The organism is Corynebacterium nuruki S6-4, from assembly GCF_007970465.1.
Classification (GTDB): domain Bacteria; phylum Actinomycetota; class Actinomycetes; order Mycobacteriales; family Mycobacteriaceae; genus Corynebacterium; species Corynebacterium nuruki.
On sequence record NZ_CP042429.1, the window covers coordinates 1,996,294 to 2,019,442 of the forward strand.

Below are 23,149 nucleotides of genomic sequence, written 5' to 3' on the forward strand. Positions count from 1 at the left end.
CTCCATGCGTGACGTCCGATACACAATTCGCCGTCCCCGTGCCGCGCGCACGCGGAAATGTGTATCGCACGTGACGTGCGCCGGGAGGAACCCCTACACCCGGAAGCGCTGCACCGCGGACCACGTCGGGTCCGCGTCATCGGTGAGGGACGCCGCGCCGAGCTCCCAGGTGTCCACCGTCGCCCGCAGGGTGTTGATGACATGGTCCAGCTCCGTGGCGGCGGCACCGGCGGCGGCCGACGCACCGGCGGACACCTCACCGGACGCGGCATCGCCCGACGCACCGGATACCGCACCGGACGCAGCACCCAGGTAGTAGTGCAGGGTGACCACGTCATCCAGGCACACCCCCTCCAGCCCGGACCCGGGCTCACCGGTGCCCTCCCCGCCGCGGTGCACCACGGCGACGAGCAGCCCGGCGTGGTTCTCCCGGACGGTGTCGGACAGCGCGTCTTCGGTGGCCAGCACCGTCGACCGGACCTGCGCCCCGGTGAGGTCCGTCGCGCGGAACGGGTCGATATGCAGTGTGACCTGCACATGCCGGTCCCGCCCCGGCGCGACCGTCGGCGCCAGGGGCACGATCGTGCGGACCGTCGCGTCCGCCCCGTCGACCTCCATCGTCAGCTCGGTGTGTCCGGGTCTGCCGTCCGGGTCCGTCGCGGCGTCCGCCATCCGGTCGATGAGGGCGCGCAGGTCCGCCATGCCCACGGCATGTTCCGGGCTGTGGTCGGTCACCGCGACATCCCCGATCCAGGTCGCGGCCACGTCGGCGCCGAGGGCGGCGTCCAGCAGTGCCCGCGCCACCGCGACATCGGGTGCGGCGGTCTCCCCGGTGCCTCCGAACAGTCCGGCGCGCAGTGCCGCGGTCTTCGCCGACCCCCAGTGCGGGTGCCAGACGGTCACATGGAAAATGCTGTGACCTGCACGGATGCCGATCCGGCACTCGTCGGGGTCGTAGTCGAGTCCGTCAGCACCGGTCACCGGTCCGGGCACTGTCACAGGGCGTCGAGCGCCTGCGTCAGATCGGCGAGCAGGTCGTCGATGTTCTCGATCCCCACGGAGATCCGGACCAGGTCGTCGGGCACCTCGAGGGCGGAGCCGGCGGCGGACTGGTGGGTCATCTTCGCCGGGTGTTCCAGCAGCGATTCCACCCCGCCGAGCGACTCCGCCAGACAGATCAGCCGGGTGTTCTCGCAGAACTGCAGGGCGGGCGCCTCGCCGCCGGCGAAGCGGACGGAGACCATCGCGCCGAACCCGCGCATCTGCCGCGCCGCGACCGCGTGGCCCGGGTGGTCGGGCAGGCCCGGGTAGAGGACCTGCGCGATTTCGGGGCGTCCGGCGAGGAACTCGGCGACGGCCTGTGCGTTGGCGCAGTGCCGGTCCATGCGCACGCCGAGGGTCTTGATGCCGCGGTAGGTGAGGTAGGCGTCCATCGGGCCGGGCACCGCACCGGCACCTCCCTGCAGGAACAGCAGTTCCCCGTCGACGTCCTCATCATTGGTGACGACCACGCCGCCGACGACATCCGAGTGCCCGCCGAGGTACTTGGTGGTGGAGTGCATGACGATGTCCGCGCCGAGGGCCAGCGGATTCTGCAGGTAGGGGCTGGCGAAGGTGTTGTCGACGACGAGTTTCGCCGGGTGCTCCCCGAGTGCGTCGGCGACGGCGGCGATGTCGGTGATGCCGAGCAGCGGGTTGGTGGGGGTCTCCAGCCACACCAGCTTCGTCTCCGGACGCAGCGCCGCGGCGATCTGGGCGGGGTCGGCCGTGTCCACGACCGAGCAGTGGACGCCCCACTCCCGGTAGGTGGTGTCGATGAGGCGGAACGTTCCGCCGTAGGCGTCGTTGCCGAGGATGAGGTGGTCGCCGGGGCGGAGCAGGACGCGCAGCACCGCGTCGGTGGCGGCCATGCCCGACCCCCAGGCGCGGCCGAACCGGGCGCCTTCGAGGGCGGCGACGGTCTGCTCCAGGGCGGTGACTGTGGGGTTTCCGCAGCGGGAGTACTCGAAACCGCCGCGCAGCTGCGCCACCCCGTCCTGGGCGAAGGTGGTGGAGGTGTAGATCGGCACGTTGATCGCACCGGTCTGCGCGTCGGGCTCGTAGCCGGCGTGGATGGCGTTCGTGTCGAAGCCGAAGGGGCGTCCGGTGGCGTCGGTGAGGCGGCGTTCGGCGTGCAGGGCGGCCTCACGGCGGGCGGCGGTGCCCGCGTCCGCGCGGGTCTCGTGCTCGGTCATGCCCGCCATCCTAGAGGACCGAGCTGTCTGTTCGTGGGCGCGGGGGGCCGGTATCCGACCCGTCCCCGCCACCCCGTCAGGACGCCGTCCGGCAGACTGGGGACCATGACCGGAACTCCCCGAGACCCTGCCGCCGACCCTGCCGCCGACCCAGCCGCCGCAGTGCGCGCCGAGGTCGACGCCGACCCGCGCACGATGTGGCAGCGCATGACCGCCGGCGAGCTCTACCACGCCGACGACCCGGCAATCGCGGCCGCCGGCCTCGCCGCCCGCTCCGCCTGCTGGCGGCTGGGGCAGACCGACCCGGCCGACGAGGCGTCCTACGACGCGCAGCTGCGTGACCTGCTCGGCACCGTCGGGGAGGACGTGATCGTCTGGCCCGGGCTCCGGGTCGACTACGGGACCAACATCCACCTGGCCGACGGCGTGTTCCTCAACGTGGACGCCACGATCCTCGACGTCTGCCCGGTGCACATCGGGAAGGACACGAGGATCGGGCCGGGCGTCCAGCTGCTCACCCCGCTGCACCCGCTGACCGACCATGCGCTGCGCGCGACCGGCTGGGAGTACGGCGCGCCGGTCACCATCGGCGAGAACTGCTGGTTCGGCGGCAACGTGACCGTGTGCCCGGGGGTGACGGTCGGCGACAACGTGGTCGTCGGCGCCGGATCCGTGGTCACCCGCGACCTGCCGGACAACGTGCTCGCCGTCGGGACGCCGGCGCGGGTGGTGCGGCAGCTGTAGCGCTGCGCCGGATCAGGCGTCCTGCTCGACCGACTTCCCGGTCCTGTCGGCGACGGCCTCGCACTTGTCCTCGGCCCCCGGGGTGCAGAGGAACACCCAGTCGCCGTCGGAGACCTTGGTGAACTCGTCCCGGCCCACCTCCTCGAAGGCACCCCGCTTCTCCATCTCGTCGACATCCATGCCGACGCCGAGAATCATGGCGTTGCTGCAGAACGCCACCTTCCCCTGCCCGTTGGGGTCATCCAGACATCCACCGGTGATGTCCCAGGCACGCAGCTGGTCCTTCGCCTGCTTGAGACTGTCCCAGCCCCTGTAGGTCTCGGCCTCCCGCTTCCGGTCCGCCTCCATCCTGTCCACCTCGCGGTTCATCTCCGCGTCCCGCCGGGCCGCCTGGTCCTCCTTGGAGACGGTCCCGGGGAGAACACTGATGTCCAGCCCGACGGCCTTCGCGGCGGCGTCGCAGCCCTTGCCGATCGCATCGCAGTATCCGACGACCCCCTCGCCGTCGAGCGGCAGCACCTGCGCGGCCATTTCCTCACGACTCTGCGAGCCGTACGCCGCCTCTTCCGGCGACTCCTCCATACCGCTCTGCTGCGTCAGCTCCCACATCTTGTCGACCTGCTTTCCGGCCACCTCGGCGCCGGACGCGGCATCGGCCTTGTCGAAGATGGTGAGCTGCGGGAATTTCTCGAAGTCCCCGCCGTTGCCGTGGCAGGACAGGACCGTGACCGAGGAATCGCCGCCGAGGTCCGGGTGCCCCGAGCAGGTGTAGCCGTAGTCCTCCGCCTTCGTCTGGAGGTCCTTCTGGGCTGCGGTGAGCTCCATGCTGCTGAAGGCGCCGGAGTCCGCGGCGGCCGAGGATGCTGCGGCTGCGGCGGCGGCCGCATCGTCCGCGGGGTTGCTGTCGTCGTTGTCGCTGCCGCAGGCGACGAGGCCGACGGTGGAGAGCAGTGCGACCGCGGTGACGGCACGGCGGGACAGCGATCGGGCGGACAGGGATCGGGCGGACAGGGATCGGGCGGACAGGGATGTCAGATGTGAGGTGAACGTCATGGACTTCATCAGAACACAGAGGGCTTCACGGGTTGTTCATCTCCCCCCGCTGTCTCATCTCACGTCACGCTCATACGTTGTTCAGTCCCCGACCGGTCGCGGCGTCCCTTCGGACGCCCCGGGGACCCCAGCCACAGGCCGGTCCACCTCTCCCCCCCGTGGCGCCGTCACGGCGTCCGAGATTGTCTCAGACGCTTTCCACGTCATAAGGTCCACCCATGACGCTCAAGAAACTGTCCGGGATGCTGCTGTTCCGGATCATCGTCGCGATCATCCTCGGCATCGTCTGCAGTCTCTTCTTCCCCGACTGGCTCGCCCGGGTGTTCGTGACCTTCAACGGACTGTTCAGTAACTTCCTCGACCTCTTCATCCCGGTCCTCATCTTCGCGCTGATCACCCCGGCCATCGCCGGCATCGGCAAGGGTGCGGGCAAGTGGCTCGGGCTCACCGCCGGCATCGCCTACGCCTCGACGATCGTCTCCGGACTCATCGCCTTCGGGGTCGCCACCGCAAGCTACAACTGGCTGCTCGGCGACAAGAAGATGGACACCCTCGCCGACATCGACGAAGGCGCACTCTCCCCCTTCTTCGAGATCGACATGCCCGCCCCCTTCGAGGTCATGACCGCCCTCATCCTCGCCTTCTGCGTGGGACTGGCGATGACCGCCGTGAAGTCCGACGTGCTCTACACCGGCGTCCGCGAGCTCGAGGGCGTGGTCATGAAGGTCATCAAGGTCTTCGTCATCCCGCTGCTGCCGATCTTCGTCTACGGCACCTTCCTCGGCATGGGCATGAACGGCACCCTGCTCGACGTCATCGGATCCTTCATCAAGGTGCTCGTCCTGGCGACTGTCATGACGCTCCTGCTGCTGGTCCTCCAGTACCTCGTCACCGGCGCGGTCGTGAAGAAGAACCCGTTCAAGGCACTGTGGAACATGATGCCCGCCTACGCCACCGCGCTGGGCACCTCCTCCTCCGCCGCGACGATCCCGGTCACCCTGGAAGGCGCGAAGAAGAACGGGGTGACCGAGAACGTCGCCGGCTTCACCGTCCCGCTGTGCGCGACGACCCACCTCGCCGGCTCGATGATGAAGATCAGCCTGTTCGCCCTCGCCGTGATCCACATGTTCGACCTAGACATCGGCACCGGGCAGTTCCTCGGCTTCCTGTTCCTGCTCGGCATCATGATGGTCGCCGCCCCCGGTGTGCCCGGCGGCGCGATCATGGCCGCGGTCGGCGTGCTCGGCGACCAGCTCGGCTTCGACCAGGACCAGATCGCCATCATGATCGCCGCCTACATCGCGATCGACTCCTTCGGCACCGCCGCCAACGTCACCGGCGACGGCGCGATCGCCCTGGTCGTCAACAAGATCTCCGGCGGCGCACTGGGCGGAGTCGACTCGGCCGAGGCTCGGGCCGACGAGGCCATCGCCGAGGACATCAGCGAGAGCCGGAACTAGCCGGGTACTAGCTGACGCCGCCGATCCGGTTCAGCGGCCAGACCTTGAACCGGACCTTGCCCACGACATCGTCGACGGGCACCGAACCGCCGTCCGGGGCGTCCTGGTGGTAGCGGGAGTCCTTCGAGTTGGTGCGGTTGTCCCCCATCACCCACACGTCGTCGTCCGGGACGGTGACGGGCCCGAAGTACCGGCCCTGGCAGGCGTCCGACCCGGTCGTCGGATCGACCTGGTAGGTCATCGGCTTCTGCGTGTAGGAATCGTCGACCTTCTTGCCGTCGACCATGATCCCCGGGTCACCCTGCTTACACTGCACGGTCTGGCCGCCGGTCGCGATCACCCGCTTGACCAGTGTGTACTCGTCGGGGGCGAGGATGCCGATCGAGGACAGGACGTTCTGGCCCGCGCGGAGCACGACATTGTCGGACCGGGTCGAGGTCCAGCCTTCCTCCCAGCCTGCGGGCGCGGCGAAGACCACCACGTCGCCCTGCTCCGGTTCCCCGAACCGTTCGCTGATCTTGTCCACGAAGATCCGGTCGCCGGTGCAGCCCTCGCAGCCGACGAGCGTGGGCTCCATCGACTCGGACGGGATCTGGTAGAGCCGTCCGATGAACGTGTTGAACAGGCCGAGGAGCAGCAACGCCACCACGATGGTGACGAGGTACTCGACCCAGGCGGGCCGTTTCTTCTTCGCCGTCGTGCCGGCGGTGTCGGATTCGTTCGCGTCGCTCACCCCAGCGAGCCTAGCCGCTGAACGCGAACCAGCGCCCCGCGACCCGCTGCAGCTGCACGTCCATGTCGTAGAGGGTGCCGAGGTTCTCAGCGGTCATCTGCTCCGCGACGGGGCCGGACGCCATCACCCGGCCGTCCTTCACCATGAGCACATCGGTGGTGGACGCCGCCACCTCCTCGACATGGTGGGTGATCAGCACCGTGGTGAGCCCGGGCAGGGCGGCGCGCAGGTCGTCGACGACGCGCAGCAGGGTCTCCCGACCCGGCAGGTCGAGACCGGTGGAGGGCTCGTCGAGCAGCAGCATCTCCGGGTCGGTGACCAGGGCGCGGGCGATGAGGGTGCGGGCCTTCTCCCCCTGGCTCATCTGCCGCCAGGTGCGGTCGGCGCGGGTGTCCATGCCCACCAGGGCGAGGAGTTCGGCGGTGCGGGCGCGGTGTGCGTCGGTGTAGTCGAAACGCTGGATCAGCCCGTTGGAGGCCGAGACGCCGGAGAGCACGAGTTCGGTGGCCGGCAGGTCGTCGAGGCGCTGCTTCGGGTCGACGTAGCCGATGCGTTTCTGCAGTTCACGGACGTCGGTGCGGCCGATGGTCTCGCCGAGGATCCGCACGCTGCCGGTCGTCGGGTAGAGCCGGCCGCCGGCCATCTTGAGCATGGTGGACTTCCCGGCGCCGTTGGGGCCGAGCACCGCCCAGTGCGTCCCGGTCGGGACGGTGACGCTGAAGTCCTCGACGAGGGTCTTCGGGCCGCGGCGGACGGTGACGTCGGTGATCTCGATGGCCGCGGTGCCGGTGCCGGTCGCGGTCGTGGACGCGGTTTCGGTGCTGCTCTCGGTGGTGCTCTCGGTCATGCGGGGCAGGTTACTCCGCCTTTACGTCCCATTCAGCGGTCGCCCCGTCCCACTGTGCGGTATATCCCGCCATCCCAGCCGCCGCGCCGCCCCGTCCCGCCCCGGCCCACCGGCCCCGCCGCAGGTGTGCGTCGAGGGGGTGGGATTCCCGGGCTGCACCACCCGGTCGACGTACACCCGGAGCGCCGTCGTCAGATGACTACCTCGCGCCCGGTCCGGCCCCGCGGCGTCCGGCATCCGACGCCCGGGGGCGCGCCACCCGCAGCGTCCGGCATCTGGTGTGACGCACACCATGGTGACGACCCTCCCCGCGGCTGCTAGCACCCCGGCGCGGCACTCCGTCCACCGTTCGGTGGGTGAATCGGCGCTGGTCAGGGTGTCCGGAGAGAAAAGTCGGCAGAAGTTTCGCCGTTTTGGTTGTCATAGTGAAATAGATATCGTATCGTGGCCCACACAACCTGGAATGTGTGTTCCAAAACACATTCCTTCTCACAGTCCATGGAGGAGATCATGACTGCGACAACAGACGCCGTGACCGCCGGGTCAGGCGGAACCGACGACGCTTACGAACACCACCTGACCGCCGACGAACAGAAGTGGATCGACAAGAAGAAGTACGCCTGGGTCTTCAGCATCTTCCCGGCCACCATCCCGCTGATCATCTGGGGCGTCGCCGAGTGGATGAAGGCGATCAGCGCGCCCGAGTTCTTCGTCCACGCCTCCTGGTTCCTCGGCCCCGTCGCCGTGTTCATCCTCATCCCCATCGGCGACTTCGTCCTCGGCCGGGACGGTGAGAACGCCCCCGAGGAGTTCGTCCCCCAGCTGGAGGAGACGAAGTACTACCGCATCGTCTCCTACCTGTACTTCCCGGTGATGCTCGCCAGCCTCATCATGTGCTGCTGGCAGTGGACCTACGGCGGCATGCCCTGGTACGACAAGCTCGGCCTGGCATGGTCGATGGGTATGACCTCCGGTATCAGCATCGTCGCCGCCCACGAGCTCGGCCACAAGAAGACCGGCTTCGAGCGCTGGCTCGCCAAGATCGTCCTCGCCGTCCCCGCCTACGGCCACTTCTACGTCGAGCACAACAAGGGCCACCACGTGAAGGTCGCCACCCCGGAGGACCCGGTGAGCTCCCGGATGGGTGAGAACGCCTACGTCTACCTGCTGCGCTCCATCCCCCGCCAGATCCCGCGCGCCTGGAACGTCGAGAAGACCCGCCTGGCGCGGTCGAAGAAGGGCCAGTTCAACCTGGACAACGACGTGTGGAACGCCTGGCTGATCACCGTCGTCCTGTGGGGCGCACTGCTCATCGGCTTCGGCATCGGCATCCTGCCCTACATGCTGGTCCAGGCGGTCATCGGCATCGCCCTGCTGGAGTTCGTCAACTACCTGGAGCACTACGGCCTGCTGCGCCGCAAGCTCGAGGACGGACGCTACGAGCGCTGCTCCCCGGAGCACTCCTGGAACTCCGACAACCTGACCACCAACATCTTCCTGTACCAGCTGCAGCGTCACTCCGACCACCACGCGAACCCGACCCGCCGCTACCAGTCACTGCGCTCCGACGTCTTCGCCCCCGAGCTCCCCGCCGGCTACGCGACGATGATCTTCGCCGCCGCGCTCCCGCCGGTGTGGTTCTGGATCATGGACCGCCGGCTGATGCAGTTCTACAACTACGACATCGAGCGGGCGAACCTGCACCCGGCGAAGGCCGCGAAGCTCCGCAAGAAGTGGAACCGCATCGCCGCCCAGCAGCCCGCCGCCGTCACCGCCGGACAGGAGAGCTGACCCATGGCCACCACCCGCACCACCAACTCCGGCCCCGACCTCGAGGCCCTGCGCGCCGCCGGCGGCGGGGACATCCCCGTCACCCAGGCCCCGCCGCAGAAGAAGACCGACCCGAGACTGCACTACTCGATGTGCATCGGCCTGACCGTCCTGGGCATCGCCGTCATCGTGCTCGGGGTGTTCGGTCTCAACGGAACCGCCGGCCTCGACGTGACATACCCCTGGTTCCTGCTGATCTCCCTGTTCTTCCTGCTGCCCGGTATCGTCGGGCTCTACCGCGGACCGGGTGAGCCCTCGACCCACGTCATCCCGCGGCCGAAGAACCGCAAGCCGATCGACCCGACCGCCGGTGCCGGCGGCGCGGCCGGTCCCCCGCCGGCCGTCTGACCACGGCCGCGCTCCGCACCACCCCACCACCCACACCGCACTCCCACCCCGACTACCCGAGAAGAGAGAACACCATGGCCGTCTACCAGTGCCCCGGCTGCGACTACCGGATCGACACCACCGTCGGTGACAGTTCCGAGGGCTTCGCCCCCGGCTTCGACTGGGACGCCGAAGTCCCCGAAGACTGGTTCTGCCCCGACTGCGGCGTCCGCGACAAAGTCGACTTCGAGAAGATCTCCTGACACACCACGCAAGCGAAAGGACCCATCATGAGCACCAGCACGATCACCGACTACAAGGTCTGGGAATGCGCCCAGTGCGGGTACATCTACGACGAGTCGAAGGGCGACCCCGAGGAGGGGTTCCCGCCCGGCACCCGCTGGGAGGACATCCCGGACGACTGGGAGTGCCCGGACTGCGGTGCCGCGAAGGCCGACTTCGACATGGTCCAGATCGGCTGACATGACACGCATCGCGATCATCGGCGGCGGCGTCGCCGCCCACACCACCCTGAAGAGCTACCTCGCCGCCGCCGGCGGGGACCGCGACCCGTCGACCGACACGGTCGACATCTTCACCACCGAACCGCACGCCCCCTACCGGCGTCCCGAGGTGAACAAGGGGATGCTGCTCACCGGGAAGACCCCCGCCGAGGTCGCCCTGCCCGGCGGGATCCTCACCGAGCCGGGCGTCACCCTGCACCTGTCCACCGTGGTCACCGCGGTGGACCCGGCGGCGCACACGCTCACCGCCGGCGACACCACCTACGCCTGGGACCGGCTGGTCTTCGCCACCGGTGCCGGTCCGCGGCTGCTCGATCCGACAACGAACCCGTGGCTCGCCGACCGCGACGTCCACTACATCCGTACCCCGGAGCACTCCGCCGCCCTGCGCACCCGACTCGCCGGGCTGGCCCCGACGGACACGGTCGTGGTCGTCGGCGGGGGCGTCCTCGGTCTCGAGGCGGCGTCCGCCGCGGCGACGCTGAGCGACGCTCAGGTCCACGTCCTGGAGATGGGCGACGAGGTCTGTGCGCGGATGCTCCCGCCCACAGCCTCCCGCTGGCTGCGGGACCGGCACGCCGAGCACGGTGTGACGGTCACCTGCGGGCTGGACGCCGCCGCGCTCGCCGCGCAGATCGACCGGCTCGACCCGACGGTCGTCGTCGTGTCGGTCGGCGCGGTCCGCGACACGATGCTCGCGGAGGACGCCGGCATCGCCGTCGGTGAGCGGCCCGGCGCCGGCATCATCGTCGATCCGGCGGGCCGGACGTCAGCTCCCGATGTGTGGGCCGCAGGTGACTGCGTGGAAGTCCACGGCGAGGTCGACGGTGTGCCGGTGATCGTCCGCCCCGAGGACGAGGGCTCCGCCCGGACCCTCGGCACCCTCGTCGGTCGCCAGCTCGCCGCCACCGGCACAGCTGCCGCGACTGCTGAGCGGGGTTCCTACCTCACCGAGCAGCGGCGCGGCTGGACGAACCAGTACGGTCTCATGCTCAACATCGTCGGGGACGCCGGCACGGCGTCGGACGACCGACGTGAACAGGTGGAGCTGTCCTCGCCCGAGGAGCTGGTGGTGTTCACCGTGGCGTCCGGGGCCCCCGGCGCCGGCGACGTGGTCACCGGCGTGACGACCGTGGGCCGTTCCCCCGAGGTCCGCGCGGCGAAGAACGCGCTGGGCACCGTCCTCACCGCCTGACGCGGCACCGGGCGGGGCGCCGGAAATGTCTGCCTTTATATCCGTACCGCGGGGCACGGTCAGGAGGATACCGGTTAGGCTTCAGGTATGTCCGTCGAGTCCCCGAACCGCTTCACCACCACTACGGGCCGCATCGGCAGCCGGTGGGTCGTCGAGACCACCACCGGACCGGTCAAGGGCCACGCCGCCAACGGCGCCGTCGCCTTCCGCGGCATCCCCTACGCCGAACAGCCTGTCGATGACCTGCGGTTCCGTCGCGCCACCGCCAGGCAGCCGTGGCACGGCGTCCTCGTCGCAGACCGACCCGGCGACTACTGCGCCCAGTGGCGTAACCCGAAGACCGGCTGGATCGGCTCGGAGCACTGCCTGTGGCTCAATGTCGTCGTCCCCCGGCAGTCCGAGACACACAGCACGCACGGTACGGATGCCGACCGGATCATCGACCCGGAGGCGCGGCGCCCTGTCGTCATCTACCTGCACGGCGGCGGCAACGTCCACGGTTCCGCCGGTGAGCCGCTGCTGTCCGGCGAGTACTTCGCCAACGCCACCGACTGCGTCTACGTCGCGGTCAACTACCGCGTCGGCATCCTCGGCCAGCTCGCCCTCGGCAACGCCGACAGTCTCGACGCCGACCGGTTCGACAGCAACACCGGCCTGTCTGACATCATGACGGCGATCGAATGGGTCCACGCCAATGCCGCGGCCTTCGGCGGCGACCCCGACCGCATCACCGTCATGGGCGAGTCCAGCGGCGGTGCGATGGTCACCGCCCTGACCGCCGCACCGCGGATCCACGGCCTCGTCGCCGGCTTCATCGGCCAGTCGCCCGCCGCCGCCATGGTCCACACCCCCGACCTCGCCGGCATGCTCGCCGACCACGCGCTCGAGATCCTCCACGGCAGCGACGACGGCAGGCGCCCCCGCCCCGAGGGCACCGGCACCGACCTGCTGGACGCCACCCCCCAGGGCCTCGCCTGGCTCACCGAACAACTCAACGCCTGGTCCTGGGGCCGGGCGGGCATCGCCGGCGGCTTCGCACCGGTCCTCGACGATCTGCTGCCCCGCCATCCGCTGGAGCCCGGCGCACAGTTCGATGTCCCGTTGCTGCTCGGCACCAACCTCGACGAGTACGTGCTGATGCGCTGGTCCTACCCGCGGCGGAAGGTCTTCGAGCAGCAGGCCCGCGACTTCGCCGAGAGCCTCGACCCGCAGTACGGGCCGGGCGTGCTGACCGGCCTCTACAACAGCGGCCGCGGCCGGGGCGACGCCGGACGGTTCCTCGGCGACGCCCTGTTCACCGCCCCGTCGATCCGGATGGCCTCCCAGCATCCCAGCTCCCGGGCCTGGCTGTACCGGCTGGACATGTCCACCCCCTCGCTGGACATCAGCGGCATCGGCGCGACCCACGCCCTCGACCTGCCGATCCTGTTCGGACGCTACGATTCAGGCCGCGGCCCGGGCGCGCTGCTCCTCGGCGGGCGGGACCGGATGCGGGCGACGACGGCGGCGATGCAGCCGCGGTGGCGCCGGTTCATCCATGAGGCCGACCCGGGCTGGGAGCCCTACGCCGACGGCTATGTCACCCAGATCTTCGACGGTGGTGAGCGGTCGGTCCCCGACCCGGATCCGGCACTGCGCGAGGCCTGGGCGCCGGTGAGCCTCACCGGCATGCCGGCGTAACCTCAGATGTAGTTTCCATACTGTAATATGTCGATATTTCTCCTGATGATCGACATGTCTTCCTGGACGTGCCTACACTGTCGACATGTCCGGATCTTTCGACCCGAATGTCCCCTTCAACCAGCTGCCCGGCCTTCCCCCGGACGCTGATGTAGAGAACCGCGCCATTCTCAAGGCGGTGATCCGCGCTCGGGAGCAGCTGGCCGTACTCGACACGTCCTGCAGACTCATTCCCAATCCCGAGATCATCACCTCGACGATCCCACTGCGGGAGGCCAAGGCCTCCACCGAGATCGAGAACATCGTCACCACAAACGACGAGCTGTTTCGGGCCGACCACGGTATCGACAGTGCACCGACCCCCGAGGCCAAGGAAGCACTGCGCTACAACACCGCACTCCACGAGTGGCCTTGCCCGCAAATCGTGGACAGGTAACTAAGCTGCCTCAGGGTCCTGGACAGCAGGTTTGTTGAACAGATTCATTTCGAACTCCACCGGCGGCACGTAGCCCAGCGCGGAGTGCAGCCGCCGACGGTTGTACCGGGACTCGATCCAGTCACCGACCTTCATCCTCGCCTCCGCCCGGGTGGGCCACTTCCGACGGTCGTAGAACTCCGTCTTCAACGTCGCCCACACACTCTCGGCCATCGCGTTGTCCCAGCACACTCCGGTCCTACCCACCGACTGGAGCATCTCCAGGTCCCGGCAGGCCTTGTACATGTCGTCACTGGTGAACTCGGTACCCCGGTCGGCGTGGAACACCACCCCGTCGGGCACCTCGCCACGTAGCGTATGCGCCATGCGCAGGGCCTTGGCCACCAGGAAGGTGCCCATGTGGGAGTCCATCGCCCAGCCCAGGATCCGGCGGGAATGCGCATCGGTGACCGCCGCGAGGTACAACCAGCCCTCATCGGTGCGAAGATAGGTGATGTCTGAAATCCAGACACGGTTGAGTTCGCCCTGGTCCCAGCCGCGTTTGACCCGGTCAGGGATCTTGTAGGCGTCCACACCGGCAATTGTGGTCACCGGGGTGAACTTCTTCGGGCTGATGCCCTCCAGGCCCTGGCGGAGCATGGATTTCGCCACGGTCTTCCGGTCAACCTGGGTGCCTTCCCGGGCGAGTTGTGCGTGGACTCGGGGTGCTCCGTACACGTCGTCGGACTCGGCGAAGACCTTCCGGACCTTCGCATCGAGTTCGTCGCGTCCACGGCGCTGTGGGCCGGGTTCTGCGTGTTGCCGTGTGGTCCAGGCGTAGAACCCTGACCGGGATACGTTCAGCAGGCGTGCCATGCGGGTGACCTCGTAGTTTGCCTTCTCCGCCGCCATCAGTTCGTACCGTTCGTCGGTCGTTGCTTGGCTGCGAAGAAGGCCGCTGCTTTTCCCAGAAACTCGTTGTCCTTGCCCAGCTCGGCGACCTGTCGGCGCAGGGCTTTGAGTTCGGCGCGTTCGTCCAGGGTCAGTTCCCCGGTCGGTTCGCCGGCCTCCTTTGCTCGTTCAGCGGCGACCCACTTGCCCAACGACTGGGCACCGACATTGAGTTCGCGGGCGACTTCGGCGATGGTGCGGCCGGTGTCGATCACCAGCCGGGCGGCCTCGTGCTTGTACTCGGGGCTGAAGGTGCGCCGCGGTCGCTTGCCGCCGCTGGCCCTGCTGGCTCCGGGGGTCTTGTTGGTCATGGTGACATCCTCTCGTGCGGGACGGGTCCCGCTATATCGGGTGTCCACTCAACGAGGGTAAGGCCACGAGGGACGAAAGTCCCTGCTGACCAGGCCACTGTCAGCACGCACCGCCATCGATGTCTGTAGCGTGCTCCAGAACGCCCCGGTCGATGTACGCGCCACACCCGGCACGTACATCGGAGACGGCCGCTCCGAGGTCCGCCGCTATACACCGCCATCCGGACCGGAGACAATCCGCCGACACCTCTCCGCCTGGGAGCGGTTCATCTACTCAGACCACGATCTCGATCCCCTGGTTCTCATGGCGCTGACCCACTACCAGTTCGAAGCTGTCCACCCTTTCCCTGACGGCAACGGCCGGACAGGACGAGTCCTCAACATTCTTCTGCTCATCCAGGAAGGTCTCCTCGAACTCCCCGTCCTGTACCTCTCGGGAGTGATTGTCAGGCACAAGAACGAGTACTACGACCGGCTGCTGTCGGTCACAACCGACCAGGACTGGGAAGGATGGATCCTGTTCATGCTCAGGGCAGTGGAAGAGGCCGCCCGGGAAACCGCAGAACTCATCGACACCCTGCAGGCACATCAGGAAGCCACTGCACTCCGGATCCGCGACCTACTTCCGACCTCCCCAGCCAAGGAACTCGCGGAGCTGCTTGTCACTCTCCCCTATGTGCGGATCCGCGATATCGAGACCGCTGATCTGGCGAAACGACAGACCGCATCTCATTGGCTGACCACACTCGCCGGCGCCGGCCTGCTGGAGGAAGCGAGGTCGGACGGCAGGCAGAAGGTGTTCATCAACCGGGATGCCCTCCGCATCCTGACGTAGCTCCGGCGGACGGACCGTCAGCGGGCGGTGGCGGATTCCGTCGCGGCGGTGCCGAGCTCCGCACCGGCATCCCGGCCGGACCCCTCAACAGCGTCGTCAGCGTCGTCAACCTCGTCAGCGTCATCGGAGTCGAGGTCGACGCCGGACCCCTCCGCGGCGTCCCACACGTCCTTCTCCCAGATCCCCGCGCGCTTGGCGACGATCGTGGCGACGAGCGACTGGCCGGTCACGTTGATCGCGGTACGGCCCATGTCGATGATCGGTTCGATGGCCAGCAGCAGGCCCACGCCCTCCAGCGGCAGGCCCAGCGTGGACAGCGTCAGAGTCAGCATCACGGTCGCGCCCGTCGTCCCGGCGGTGGCGGCGGAGCCGATGACCGAGACGAACATGATCAGCAGGTAGTCGGTGAAGCTGAGGTCCATGCCGAAGAACTGGCTGACGAACAGTGCGGCGACCGCGGGGTACACCGAAGCACAGCCGTCCATCTTCGTCGTCGCACCCAGCGGGATCGCGAAGGAGGCGTAGGCCCCGGGCACGCCCATGGAACGTTCGGTGACCCGCTGGGTCACCGGCATCACGCCCATCGAGGAGCGGGTGACGAAACCGAGGGAGGTCACCGGCCACACCCGGCGGAAGAAGCCGATGACCGGCAGGCCGTTGAACTTCAGGGCCAGCGGATAGATGACCAGCAGCACGATGGCGAGGCCGACGTAGATGGCGAGGACGAACTTGCCGAGCGAACCCATGGCGTCCCAGCCGTAGTCGGCGACCGCGTGGCCGATGAGCGCGCCGGTGCCGATCGGGGCCAGGCGGATGATCCACCACAGCACCTTCTGCACCACGCCGAGCAGCGATTCGGTGACGTTGAGCAGCGGCTCGGCGGACTTGCCGGCCTTCACCGCGGCGATACCGAGGACGATGGAGATGATCAGCAGCTGCAGGACGTTGAAGCTCACCGAGATGTCACCGTCGGAGGACGCCGAGGCGCCGAGGCCGAGGAAGTTCTGCGGCACGACCGAGTCGATGAAGCCCATCCAGGACCCGGTGTGGGACGGCTCGGCGGCGGAGGCTGCGTCGATGCCGGTGTTCGCACCGGGCTTCATCACCACACCGACGAGGATGCCGGCGAGCACGGAGAAGAAGGCGGTGATGGCGAACCAGATCAGCGTGCTGACCGCCAGGCGGGCGGCGTTGGCGACCTTGCGCAGGTTGGCGACCGAGGTGATGACCGCGGTGATGATCAGCGGCGGCACCATGGTCTTCAGCAGGTCGACGTAGATCGACCCGGTCTTGTCGAGGAACTGGGCGAGCCAGGGGCCGTCGTCGCCGCCGTCGGCGCCCTGGGCGCGGGCGATGAAGCCGAGGATGAGGCCGACGACGAGGCCGGTGATGACCTGGGCGCCGAAGCCGGTGAGCCAGCCGGGGAGGTGGCGGCGACGGGACGCCGGGGACGATCCGGTGGTTCCGGGTTCTCCGGACGCCACCGCCGTCCCCTCGGGCGAAGTATCGGACATGGGGTGTGCGGTCCTTTCAGACAGATCTGTCTATTTACTGCTCCGCATACTGTAACGCCACACGCCCCGGACTCTGTTCCCGCCCCCGCCTACCGTGACAGAGCTCACCCGGCACTCACCCGGGTCCGGCCGACCCGGTCCGGCGACCCACGCCGTGACCTGCGCAGTTCGTTCCCGGCGCAACATGCTGGGAGCCGCCTGGCAGTTCGGGACGAACTCCGTGATCCGGCTGTTCTGCGCTAGGCGTCCCGGGCGGCGGGCACGTAGCGTCGTAAGCGTTATGACAACCACCACCGCACCCGCCGCCGCCACTGCCGCCACCGCCACCACCGGGGCCGCCGCCGCACTGCCGATGAGTTCCCGACTGCGCCTGCACGCCCGCGACATCGCGAGCGTCATCGCCGTCATCGCTGGACTCGCCGCCATCAACGTCACCGCCCACCTCACCGAGCTGTCGACGGTCGCGATCGTCGTCCCGGTCGGCGTGGCCACCCTGCTGGTCATCGCCAAGGCCCGCGGCATGAGCTGGACCGACCTCGGTCTGGGCCGCGCCTACATCGGCAAGGGACTGGCCTACGGCACCGGGGCGGTCGTCCTCGTCGCCGCGGTCATCGCGCTGGCCCTGGCCATCCCCGCGACCCGCGGTTTCTTCTTCAACGAGTCCTATGCGTCGATCCGCACCGCGCTCCTCGCCGCGCTCGTCATCATCCCGCTGCAGACCGTGCTGCCCGAGGAGCTCGCGTTCCGCGGTCTGCTCCACGGCCGGCTGAAGCGGCTCGGCGGGACGAAGGCCGTGTTCATCGGCGGTTCCGTCCTCTTCGGCCTGTGGCACGTCGCCAGCTCGCTGAGCCTGACGGCCACCAATGTCGGCCTGACGAAGATCCTCGGCTCCGGAAGCGCCGCCCAGTGGGCGGGCGTGGGCCTGGCCGTCGTCGCCACCGCCGGCGCCGGCGCGGGGCTGACCTGGCTGCGCCACCACACCGGCAGCGTGCTCGCCCCCATCGGCCTGCACTGGGCCCTCAACGCCGTCGGCGCGCTCGCCGCCGCCGCGGCCTGGACCTTCCTGTGACCCGGTAGGACGCCCCGTCCGTTCCACCCCGGCACCGTCAGGGCGGCCCGACGGTCAGCGGGGCCGTGACTCGCAGGCGATGCCGTCGTGGTCCCCGTCGAGACCCGGCCGGTAGCCCGGCTGTCCGGTGCGCAGCGGGGCCGCTCCGGCCGCCCAGGCGTCCGCGCAGCGGGCGAAGTACACGTCACCGACCGGGGCCTCCGCCGGGGCGACCGGCACGTCGGCGGGCGCCGGCTCCGGTTCGGGTGCGGGTTCGGGCTGCGGTGCGGGTTCGGGGGCCGGCGCCTCCGCCGGGGCGTCCTGACCGGGGATGACGGCCCCGGAGCAGTTCCCGAGGACGCGCTGCATGGCGTCCTTCTCCGCCTGGGTGACCCACAGCGTGTAGGCGGCCTTCACGTCGATCTGCTTCGACACGTAGGTGCAGCGGTAGGACTTGTTGGCGGGCAGCCAGGTGGCGGCGTCCCCGTCGCGCTTCTGCATGTTCGCCGGACCGTCGACGGCCAGCAGGTTGGCGGGGTCGTTGGCGAGCTGTTCGCGCCGTTCGGGGCTGAGCTGCTGGGCCCCCTTCTGCCAGGCGTCCGACAGGGCCACGACGTGGTCGATCTGCACGGCGGTGGAGGTGTTCTGGCCGCGGACGAAGTTGATGACCTGCCCGGTGTACGGGTCGTCGAGGGTGCCGGTGAGGACCCGGCAGCTGCCCGGCTTCAGCGTGATGTCGGTGAGGTCGCGGGCGAGGATGTCGTTGCGGGTGTCGCAGCCGTTGCGGTCGACGTCCGTCCACGCGGGGCCGAACTGCTCCCGGTCGTAGCCGGTCTTCGGGGCGCGCCCCTTGACCTCGAGGGTGTCCAGGGTGGCCAGGGCCGCGGCGGCCGCCCCGTCCGGATCCTCCGCCGGCGCCGCACCGTCTTGTGCGGGGGTGTTGTCCGCCGGCGGCGGGACGGGCGCGGCGGCCGGGGTGCTGTCGACGGCGCTGTCGGACGCCGAGGTGGTGGCGGTGGGGCCGGTCGTGTCATCGCAGGCCACGAGGGTGGCGGCCAGTCCTGCCGCGCACAGGGCGGCGGCGAGCGGACGGAATGTTCTCATGGCTGTGAGAGTAGAGCGCCCTGTTCTGCAGCCCGCCTGCTGCCCGTCCGGATCCGCCACGCGGCGACGCACAGCAGCAGCAGGCACACGATCCCCGCGAGGCCCTGGATGTTGCCGTAGAACCAGTTCGCGGTCCCGAAGCTGTAGGGTCCGTCCTCCGGGTACACCTGGTAGTGGTGGTAGCGGGAGGACTGGTAGCCCGGATCGTCGATGGTGGTGGTCACCCAGTTCGCCGCGAGGAGGACGGCGCTGCCGAGCAGGGTCGGCCAGTCCCACCGGTCGCGGCGCCCGGCGACGAGTGCGGCCAGCTGGGCCGCGAGCAGCACCACCGCCACGATCAGCCCGGTCCAGTGGTGCGTCACGGCGATGGGGGCGGCGGTGCTCACCGCCAGGACCATGAGCAGCAGCGTGCTGACCGGCCGGCGGGCCTGCAGCAGGTGCCACGCCGCCCAGCCGGCGATGACGGCGATGACGAGCAGTCCGGGGATCATGACCTTCTGCGCCAGATCGGGGTCCATGCCCGCCCGGGACAGCAGGCCGGTGATCGCCTGGTTCGCCTCGAAGTCCGCCGCCCCGCCCCGGTCACCGGCGAAGAACTCGTCGGTCCAGAAGTCGAAGGACTGGTCGGCGCGCGCGATCCAGCCGACGACCACGGTGGCGAGGAAGCCGCCGAGGGAGCGCGCCAGGTCGCCCCAGCGCCGCCGGACGAGGAAGACGAGCGCGTAGGCGGCCGGGGTGATCTTGATGCCCGCGGCGACACCGACCCCCGCACCACGCAGCCACCGGGGGGTGAAGCCCAGCAGGTCCGCGGCGACGAGGAGGATGAGGAAGACGTTGATCTGGCCGTACATGAGGTGGACCTGCAGCGGTTCCAGGCACAGTGTGAAACCGAGCGCCCCGACGCCGAGGACGCCGGAGAACCCGGCGCGCCCGGCGCGCCCGCGGAACTGTCGTCCGACCCATGCGGGCAGTTCCCGGGGCAGCACCCGGTACACCGCCATCCACAGCACGAGCCACGCCGCCGCCACCGAGGCCCACGTCCACGTCAGCTGCATGGTCGTCTCGTCCAGCCAGGTCAGCGGGACGAACAGCAGCGCGGCCAGCGGCGGGTAGATGAAGGCGAAGCCGCTGCGGGAGGGGAAGTCGTCCCCGTAGAACGGGGCGTGGTCGAGGAAGGCCTGGCCGGCGTCCCGGAACACCCCGACGTCGAGGAGGTAGGCGTTCCGGGAGTGGTCGAGCACACCGGTCAGCTGCCAGAAGCACAGCACGATCCCGACCACCGTGGCGGCCACGACCGCGCCCCAGGCCAGGCGCAGGCGGCCGACCGCCCCGTTCGGCACGGCGGACGGGGTGCGCGGGGCGCGCTGTCCCGTCGGGGTGGGCGGGGTCGGCGAGGTCGACGGATTGGCTGTGGTCATCGGGGATCCAGCGTACCGGCTCCACACCGCCTGGTAGGGTGCGGCCCCGATGCCGTCCCTGTCCTACCGTCACGACATCGACGGGCTCCGTGGCCTGGCCATCGGACTCGTCGTCGTCTTCCACGTGTTCATCGGCCGGGTCTCCTCGGGGGTGGATGTCTTCCTCTTCCTCGGCGGGATGTTCTTCGTCGGCCCCCAGATCCGCAATGCACTCGACCCGACGGGCCGGACGCCCCTCCAGTCGGTCGTCCGACTGCTGCGCCGGCTCTATCCGGCGCTGCTCACCGTCGTGCTCGTCACCGTTGCCGCCGGGCTGGTGATCTCCTCCCGTGCGCGGCGTTTCGGGATCGCGGAGGACGCCTCGGCCGCGCTGACCTACCGGCAGAATCTCCATCTCGCCGACCAGGGCCACGACTACGCCGCGGTCAGCCGGGACGTCAGCCTCTACCAGCACCTGTGGTCGATGGCGGTGCAGCTGCAGATCTACCTCGCCGTACTCGTCACCGTCTGGGTCGTGGTCGGGGCTGTCGCTGCGGCGGCCCGGACCCGGCGCGACGGTACCCGTCTCCTGTACGGACTGCTCACCGCCGCGACGGTCGCGAGTTTCTGCTGGGCCGTCCACCTGCACGGCACGGACCAGGGCTGGAACTACTACTCGCCGGCCGGCCGGTTCTGGGAGATCGGGCTCGGCGGGCTGGTCGGTGTGCTGCTGCTGAACCGGCCGCTGCCGGCGGCGTGGCGCCGCCGGCGGGTTCCGGCGGGGGTGGCCGGCGTCCTGCTGATCGTCGGTACCGGTCTGCTGCTCGACGGTGCAGCGCAGTTCCCCGGGCCGTGGACGCTCGTCCCGCTGTCCGGGGCCGCCCTGGTCGTGGCCGCGGGCAACCCCGTCACCGGGTCGGGGGCCGGTACCGCCGCCGGCACCCCCGTCGGGGTGACCCGGCTGCTCGACGGCCGGACCTTCCAGCTGCTCGGCCGGTGGTCCTACAGTCTCTACCTGTGGCACTGGCCGGTCCTGGTGCTCGCCACCCGACTGCTGTCCCCCGGACCCGACGGCACGGAAAGCTCCGGTGATGCCGGAAGCGCGGGAGGCACCGGAGGTACCGGAATACAGGGCATCACCGCGACACTCGGCACCGGGCGCGGCCTCGCCACCGGCACCGCGGTCATCGTGGTCTCCCTGGTGCTGGCCCGGGCCACCCACCGGTACATCGAGGAACCGCTGCGCGAACACGGCCGGCGCCCGCGGTCGTGGTGGCCCGTCCGGCCGGCGGTGGTGCGCAGTGGTGCGGCGGTCGCCACGGTCGCCGTCACCGCCGCGGGCACCGTCGGTGTGCTCGCCACCGGGCCGGTCGTCGCCCACCGGGACGCCGTCCTGGCCGCGGCCACCGACCCCGACCATCCTGACCCGGCGGAGTATCCGGGGCCGCGGGCCCTGCTCGAGGAGGCCCCGGTACCCGAGGGTCCCCCGGTCGTCCCGGACGTCAGCGACGAACCTGCCATGATGCCGGTCTCGACCACCCCGGACGGGTGCACGGCGTCCTACGCGGAGACCGAACCGGTCCTGACCTCGGACAGCGGGGAACCGTGCGCCTACGGCGACGTGACCGCCGACCGGTCGATGTATCTGGCGGGGAACTCCCACTCGGAGCACTTCCTCGCCGCGCTCGACAGGATCGGCCGGCAGCGGCACATCCGGGTCATTCCGCTGCTCAAGGCCGGGTGTCTGCTCGGTGCCCCACTGCCGAAGGCCGACGGGGAGCCCTACCCGGAGTGCGGGGAGTGGAACGGTCACGCCCGGCAGTTCATCCTCGACAACCCGCCGACCGACGGGGTCTTCCTCAACTCCACCCGCCCCACGAACCTCGACGGCCGGGGGCCGGACCACACCCCGGACGGGGTCGTCGACCTGGTACGGCAGTTCACCGCCGCCGGTATCCACACCTGGGGCATGCGTGACACCCCCTGGCCGCGCGAGAACGGTGACGTGGTGGATCCCCGGCTGTGCGTGGCGGACATCGGCGAAGTCAGCGACGACAGTGATGACACAGACTGCGGCAGCCCCCGGCGGGAAGCCCTGGCACCGGTCAATCCCGCCGTCGAGGCCTTCCGCGGGGAGGACGCCGACATCACCCAGCTGGACGTCTCCGACGCACTGTGCGATGACGAACGCTGTCCCGGGGTGATCGGCAACACGCTCGTCTACCGGGACAGCTCACATCTGACGAGGACCTACGCAGGGATGCTCGCCCCCGAGATCGACCGGCAGATGTTCGGTTGACCGGTTACTGACCGTCGGGGATGTTGCCGTTGCCGTCCTCGAGGTGGGCGCGGAGGAACCACTGGAACTGCTCCATCGCGCCGATCTGGCTGATGAACATGTCCTCACTGACCGGATCGAGCTGGTCGAGCGCCGCATCGGCCTCGCGGGAATCGGCGACGACCTTGTCGTAGACCTCGTTGAGGGCCTTGAGGTGCTGGGTGGTGGTGCCCTTGTTGACGGGGTACTGCAGCGGCTCGCGGCCCGGCGCGTGGGAGTCCGGGGTGCCGATCGGCTCGCCGCCGAGGGCGGCGATGCGCTCGGCGACGGCGTCCGCGTTCGCACGGATCGCGTCGACCTCGGGGTCCAGCATCTCGTGGACGCCGATGAAGTTCGGGCCGACGACGTTCCAGTGCGCGTGCTTGAGGATGAGGTGGAGATCGTTGTAGGCGGTGAGGCGCTCCTGCAGGATGTCGATGACCTGCTTGGCGTTGCCCTCGGACAGGCCCGGTGCGGTGAAGTTACTCATGGTCGTCTGTCGCTCCTTCATGGATCGTGTGGTGTTTTCCTGTGGTCCGTCCATATCAACGGCTCACCGCCCATCATATTCCGGATCGGGACACCCCCGTCGGCCGTTCCACCCCCGGATGGGAAAGATGAAGGTAACGT

At 69.3% G+C, this 23,149-nt stretch carries 22 protein-coding genes; 12 read left to right on the forward strand and 10 right to left on the reverse strand.

Annotation, left to right across the window (positions count from 1 at the left end; all coding sequences use genetic code 11):
- Positions 1-93 precede the first annotated feature (93 nt).
- Positions 94-999 (reverse strand): hypothetical protein, encoded by a 906-nt coding sequence (locus tag FSW06_RS08930; RefSeq protein ID WP_244946805.1) that lies wholly within the window; start codon positions 997-999, stop codon positions 94-96.
- Entirely contained in the window at positions 996-2,234 is a 1,239-nt protein-coding gene (locus FSW06_RS08935) for a cystathionine gamma-synthase (RefSeq protein WP_010121470.1), read from the reverse strand. Before FSW06_RS08935 ends, FSW06_RS08930 begins: the two co-directional genes overlap by 4 nt.
- A 105-nt stretch (positions 2,235-2,339) precedes the next feature.
- Between FSW06_RS08935 and FSW06_RS08940 the strand changes: the two genes are divergently transcribed.
- Positions 2,340-2,978: a sugar O-acetyltransferase gene (locus FSW06_RS08940; protein WP_010121471.1), complete on the forward strand. Its 639-nt coding sequence runs from the start codon at positions 2,340-2,342 to the stop codon at positions 2,976-2,978.
- Between the two features lie 12 nt (positions 2,979-2,990).
- Here the strand turns inward: FSW06_RS08940 and FSW06_RS08945 are convergent, their stop codons facing one another.
- A complete protein-coding gene (locus tag FSW06_RS08945; protein ID WP_010121472.1) occupies positions 2,991-4,031 on the reverse strand; it encodes a hypothetical protein in 1,041 nt (346 codons plus the stop codon).
- Positions 4,032-4,249: 218 nt separating this feature from the next.
- Here FSW06_RS08945 and FSW06_RS08950 point away from each other — a divergent pair, with 218 nt between their 5' ends.
- On the forward strand, positions 4,250-5,491 hold the full coding sequence (locus FSW06_RS08950) for a dicarboxylate/amino acid:cation symporter (RefSeq protein WP_010121473.1): 1,242 nt from the start codon (positions 4,250-4,252) through the stop codon (positions 5,489-5,491).
- A gap of 7 nt (positions 5,492-5,498) precedes the next feature.
- Here the strand turns inward: FSW06_RS08950 and lepB are convergent, their stop codons facing one another.
- Both lepB and FSW06_RS08960 read right to left on the reverse strand, forming a co-directional pair.
- A complete protein-coding gene (gene lepB / locus FSW06_RS08955) occupies positions 5,499-6,224 on the reverse strand; it encodes a signal peptidase I (protein ID WP_010121474.1) in 726 nt (241 codons plus the stop codon).
- Positions 6,225-6,234: 10 nt separating this feature from the next.
- On the reverse strand, positions 6,235-7,071 hold the full coding sequence (locus FSW06_RS08960) for an ABC transporter ATP-binding protein (protein ID WP_010121475.1): 837 nt from the start codon (positions 7,069-7,071) through the stop codon (positions 6,235-6,237).
- 510 nt (positions 7,072-7,581) lie between these two features.
- On the opposite strand from FSW06_RS08960, the gene FSW06_RS08965 reads away from it, so the two are divergent.
- From FSW06_RS08965 to FSW06_RS08995, 7 genes are all read left to right on the forward strand, one after another.
- Positions 7,582-8,862: an alkane 1-monooxygenase gene (locus tag FSW06_RS08965; protein ID WP_050802004.1), complete on the forward strand. Its 1,281-nt coding sequence runs from the start codon at positions 7,582-7,584 to the stop codon at positions 8,860-8,862.
- A 3-nt stretch (positions 8,863-8,865) separates the two neighbouring features.
- On the forward strand, positions 8,866-9,249 hold the full coding sequence (locus tag FSW06_RS08970; RefSeq protein WP_010121479.1) for a hypothetical protein: 384 nt from the start codon (positions 8,866-8,868) through the stop codon (positions 9,247-9,249).
- Between the two features lie 74 nt (positions 9,250-9,323).
- Positions 9,324-9,491 carry a rubredoxin gene (locus tag FSW06_RS08975; protein ID WP_010121482.1) on the forward strand — a complete coding sequence of 56 codons (168 nt, stop codon included), beginning with the start codon at positions 9,324-9,326 and terminating at the stop codon, positions 9,489-9,491.
- 27 nt (positions 9,492-9,518) lie between these two features.
- A complete protein-coding gene (locus FSW06_RS08980) occupies positions 9,519-9,710 on the forward strand; it encodes a rubredoxin (RefSeq protein ID WP_010121484.1) in 192 nt (63 codons plus the stop codon).
- Between the two features lies 1 nt (position 9,711).
- Positions 9,712-10,947 (forward strand): FAD-dependent oxidoreductase, encoded by a 1,236-nt coding sequence (locus FSW06_RS08985; RefSeq protein WP_010121486.1) that lies wholly within the window; start codon positions 9,712-9,714, stop codon positions 10,945-10,947.
- 87 nt (positions 10,948-11,034) lie between these two features.
- A complete protein-coding gene (locus FSW06_RS08990; protein ID WP_010121488.1) occupies positions 11,035-12,627 on the forward strand; it encodes a carboxylesterase family protein in 1,593 nt (530 codons plus the stop codon).
- 85 nt (positions 12,628-12,712) lie between these two features.
- Positions 12,713-13,063 carry a Fic/DOC family N-terminal domain-containing protein gene (locus FSW06_RS08995; protein ID WP_010121490.1) on the forward strand — a complete coding sequence of 117 codons (351 nt, stop codon included), beginning with the start codon at positions 12,713-12,715 and terminating at the stop codon, positions 13,061-13,063.
- Here the strand turns inward: FSW06_RS08995 and FSW06_RS09000 are convergent.
- Positions 13,064-14,304, reverse strand: a protein-coding gene (locus FSW06_RS09000) for an IS3 family transposase (RefSeq protein ID WP_420794964.1) whose coding sequence is annotated in 2 segments (ribosomal slippage) — positions 13,064-13,998 and positions 13,998-14,304 — 1,242 coding nt in all. Because the reading frame shifts where the segments join, the coding sequence is not laid out codon by codon here.
- Between the two features lie 130 nt (positions 14,305-14,434).
- Between FSW06_RS09000 and FSW06_RS09005 the strand changes: the two genes are divergently transcribed.
- On the forward strand, positions 14,435-15,139 hold the full coding sequence (locus FSW06_RS09005) for a Fic family protein (protein ID WP_010121495.1): 705 nt from the start codon (positions 14,435-14,437) through the stop codon (positions 15,137-15,139).
- A 17-nt stretch (positions 15,140-15,156) separates the two neighbouring features.
- Here the strand turns inward: FSW06_RS09005 and FSW06_RS09010 are convergent, their stop codons facing one another.
- Positions 15,157-16,653, reverse strand: a complete 1,497-nt coding sequence (locus FSW06_RS09010; RefSeq protein WP_083827082.1) for a dicarboxylate/amino acid:cation symporter — start codon at positions 16,651-16,653, stop codon at positions 15,157-15,159.
- Positions 16,654-16,933: 280 nt separating this feature from the next.
- Here FSW06_RS09010 and FSW06_RS09015 point away from each other — a divergent pair, with 280 nt between their 5' ends.
- The gene (locus FSW06_RS09015; protein WP_010121500.1) at positions 16,934-17,722 is read left to right on the forward strand and encodes a CPBP family intramembrane glutamic endopeptidase; all 789 of its coding nucleotides are present in this window, start codon (positions 16,934-16,936) and stop codon (positions 17,720-17,722) included.
- A gap of 54 nt (positions 17,723-17,776) precedes the next feature.
- Here the strand turns inward: FSW06_RS09015 and FSW06_RS09020 are convergent, their stop codons facing one another.
- Positions 17,777-18,805 carry a GmrSD restriction endonuclease domain-containing protein gene (locus FSW06_RS09020; RefSeq protein ID WP_010121501.1) on the reverse strand — a complete coding sequence of 343 codons (1,029 nt, stop codon included), beginning with the start codon at positions 18,803-18,805 and terminating at the stop codon, positions 17,777-17,779.
- Positions 18,802-20,223, reverse strand: a complete 1,422-nt coding sequence (locus tag FSW06_RS09025; RefSeq protein WP_010121503.1) for a glycosyltransferase 87 family protein — start codon at positions 20,221-20,223, stop codon at positions 18,802-18,804. Before FSW06_RS09025 ends, FSW06_RS09020 begins: the two co-directional genes overlap by 4 nt.
- A gap of 49 nt (positions 20,224-20,272) precedes the next feature.
- Here FSW06_RS09025 and FSW06_RS09030 point away from each other — a divergent pair, with 49 nt between their 5' ends.
- On the forward strand, positions 20,273-22,501 hold the full coding sequence (locus FSW06_RS09030; RefSeq protein ID WP_010121505.1) for an acyltransferase family protein: 2,229 nt from the start codon (positions 20,273-20,275) through the stop codon (positions 22,499-22,501).
- A gap of 4 nt (positions 22,502-22,505) precedes the next feature.
- On the opposite strand, the gene FSW06_RS09035 is transcribed toward FSW06_RS09030, so the two are convergent.
- Entirely contained in the window at positions 22,506-23,009 is a 504-nt protein-coding gene (locus tag FSW06_RS09035; protein ID WP_029449870.1) for a Dps family protein, read from the reverse strand.
- Positions 23,010-23,149 lie beyond the last annotated feature (140 nt).

Coding starts and splice junctions, on each gene's coding strand:
- FSW06_RS08970 (WP_010121479.1), top strand. CDS start 8,866: ATGGCCACCACCCGCACCACCAACTCCGGCCCCGACCTCGAGGCCCTG.
- FSW06_RS09025 (WP_010121503.1), bottom strand. CDS start 20,223: ATGACCACAGCCAATCCGTCGACCTCGCCGACCCCGCCCACCCCGACG.
- FSW06_RS08985 (WP_010121486.1), top strand. CDS start 9,712: ATGACACGCATCGCGATCATCGGCGGCGGCGTCGCCGCCCACACCACC.
- FSW06_RS08950 (WP_010121473.1), top strand. CDS start 4,250: ATGACGCTCAAGAAACTGTCCGGGATGCTGCTGTTCCGGATCATCGTC.
- FSW06_RS08980 (WP_010121484.1), top strand. CDS start 9,519: ATGAGCACCAGCACGATCACCGACTACAAGGTCTGGGAATGCGCCCAG.
- FSW06_RS09015 (WP_010121500.1), top strand. CDS start 16,934: ATGACAACCACCACCGCACCCGCCGCCGCCACTGCCGCCACCGCCACC.
- FSW06_RS08990 (WP_010121488.1), top strand. CDS start 11,035: ATGTCCGTCGAGTCCCCGAACCGCTTCACCACCACTACGGGCCGCATC.
- FSW06_RS08965 (WP_050802004.1), top strand. CDS start 7,582: ATGACTGCGACAACAGACGCCGTGACCGCCGGGTCAGGCGGAACCGAC.
- FSW06_RS08940 (WP_010121471.1), top strand. CDS start 2,340: ATGACCGGAACTCCCCGAGACCCTGCCGCCGACCCTGCCGCCGACCCA.
- FSW06_RS08935 (WP_010121470.1), bottom strand. CDS start 2,234: ATGACCGAGCACGAGACCCGCGCGGACGCGGGCACCGCCGCCCGCCGT.
- FSW06_RS08960 (WP_010121475.1), bottom strand. CDS start 7,071: ATGACCGAGAGCACCACCGAGAGCAGCACCGAAACCGCGTCCACGACC.
- FSW06_RS09030 (WP_010121505.1), top strand. CDS start 20,273: ATGCCGTCCCTGTCCTACCGTCACGACATCGACGGGCTCCGTGGCCTG.
- FSW06_RS08945 (WP_010121472.1), bottom strand. CDS start 4,031: ATGACGTTCACCTCACATCTGACATCCCTGTCCGCCCGATCCCTGTCC.
- FSW06_RS08975 (WP_010121482.1), top strand. CDS start 9,324: ATGGCCGTCTACCAGTGCCCCGGCTGCGACTACCGGATCGACACCACC.
- FSW06_RS09010 (WP_083827082.1), bottom strand. CDS start 16,653: ATGTCCGATACTTCGCCCGAGGGGACGGCGGTGGCGTCCGGAGAACCC.
- FSW06_RS09020 (WP_010121501.1), bottom strand. CDS start 18,805: ATGAGAACATTCCGTCCGCTCGCCGCCGCCCTGTGCGCGGCAGGACTG.
- FSW06_RS08995 (WP_010121490.1), top strand. CDS start 12,713: ATGTCCGGATCTTTCGACCCGAATGTCCCCTTCAACCAGCTGCCCGGC.
- FSW06_RS09035 (WP_029449870.1), bottom strand. CDS start 23,009: ATGAGTAACTTCACCGCACCGGGCCTGTCCGAGGGCAACGCCAAGCAG.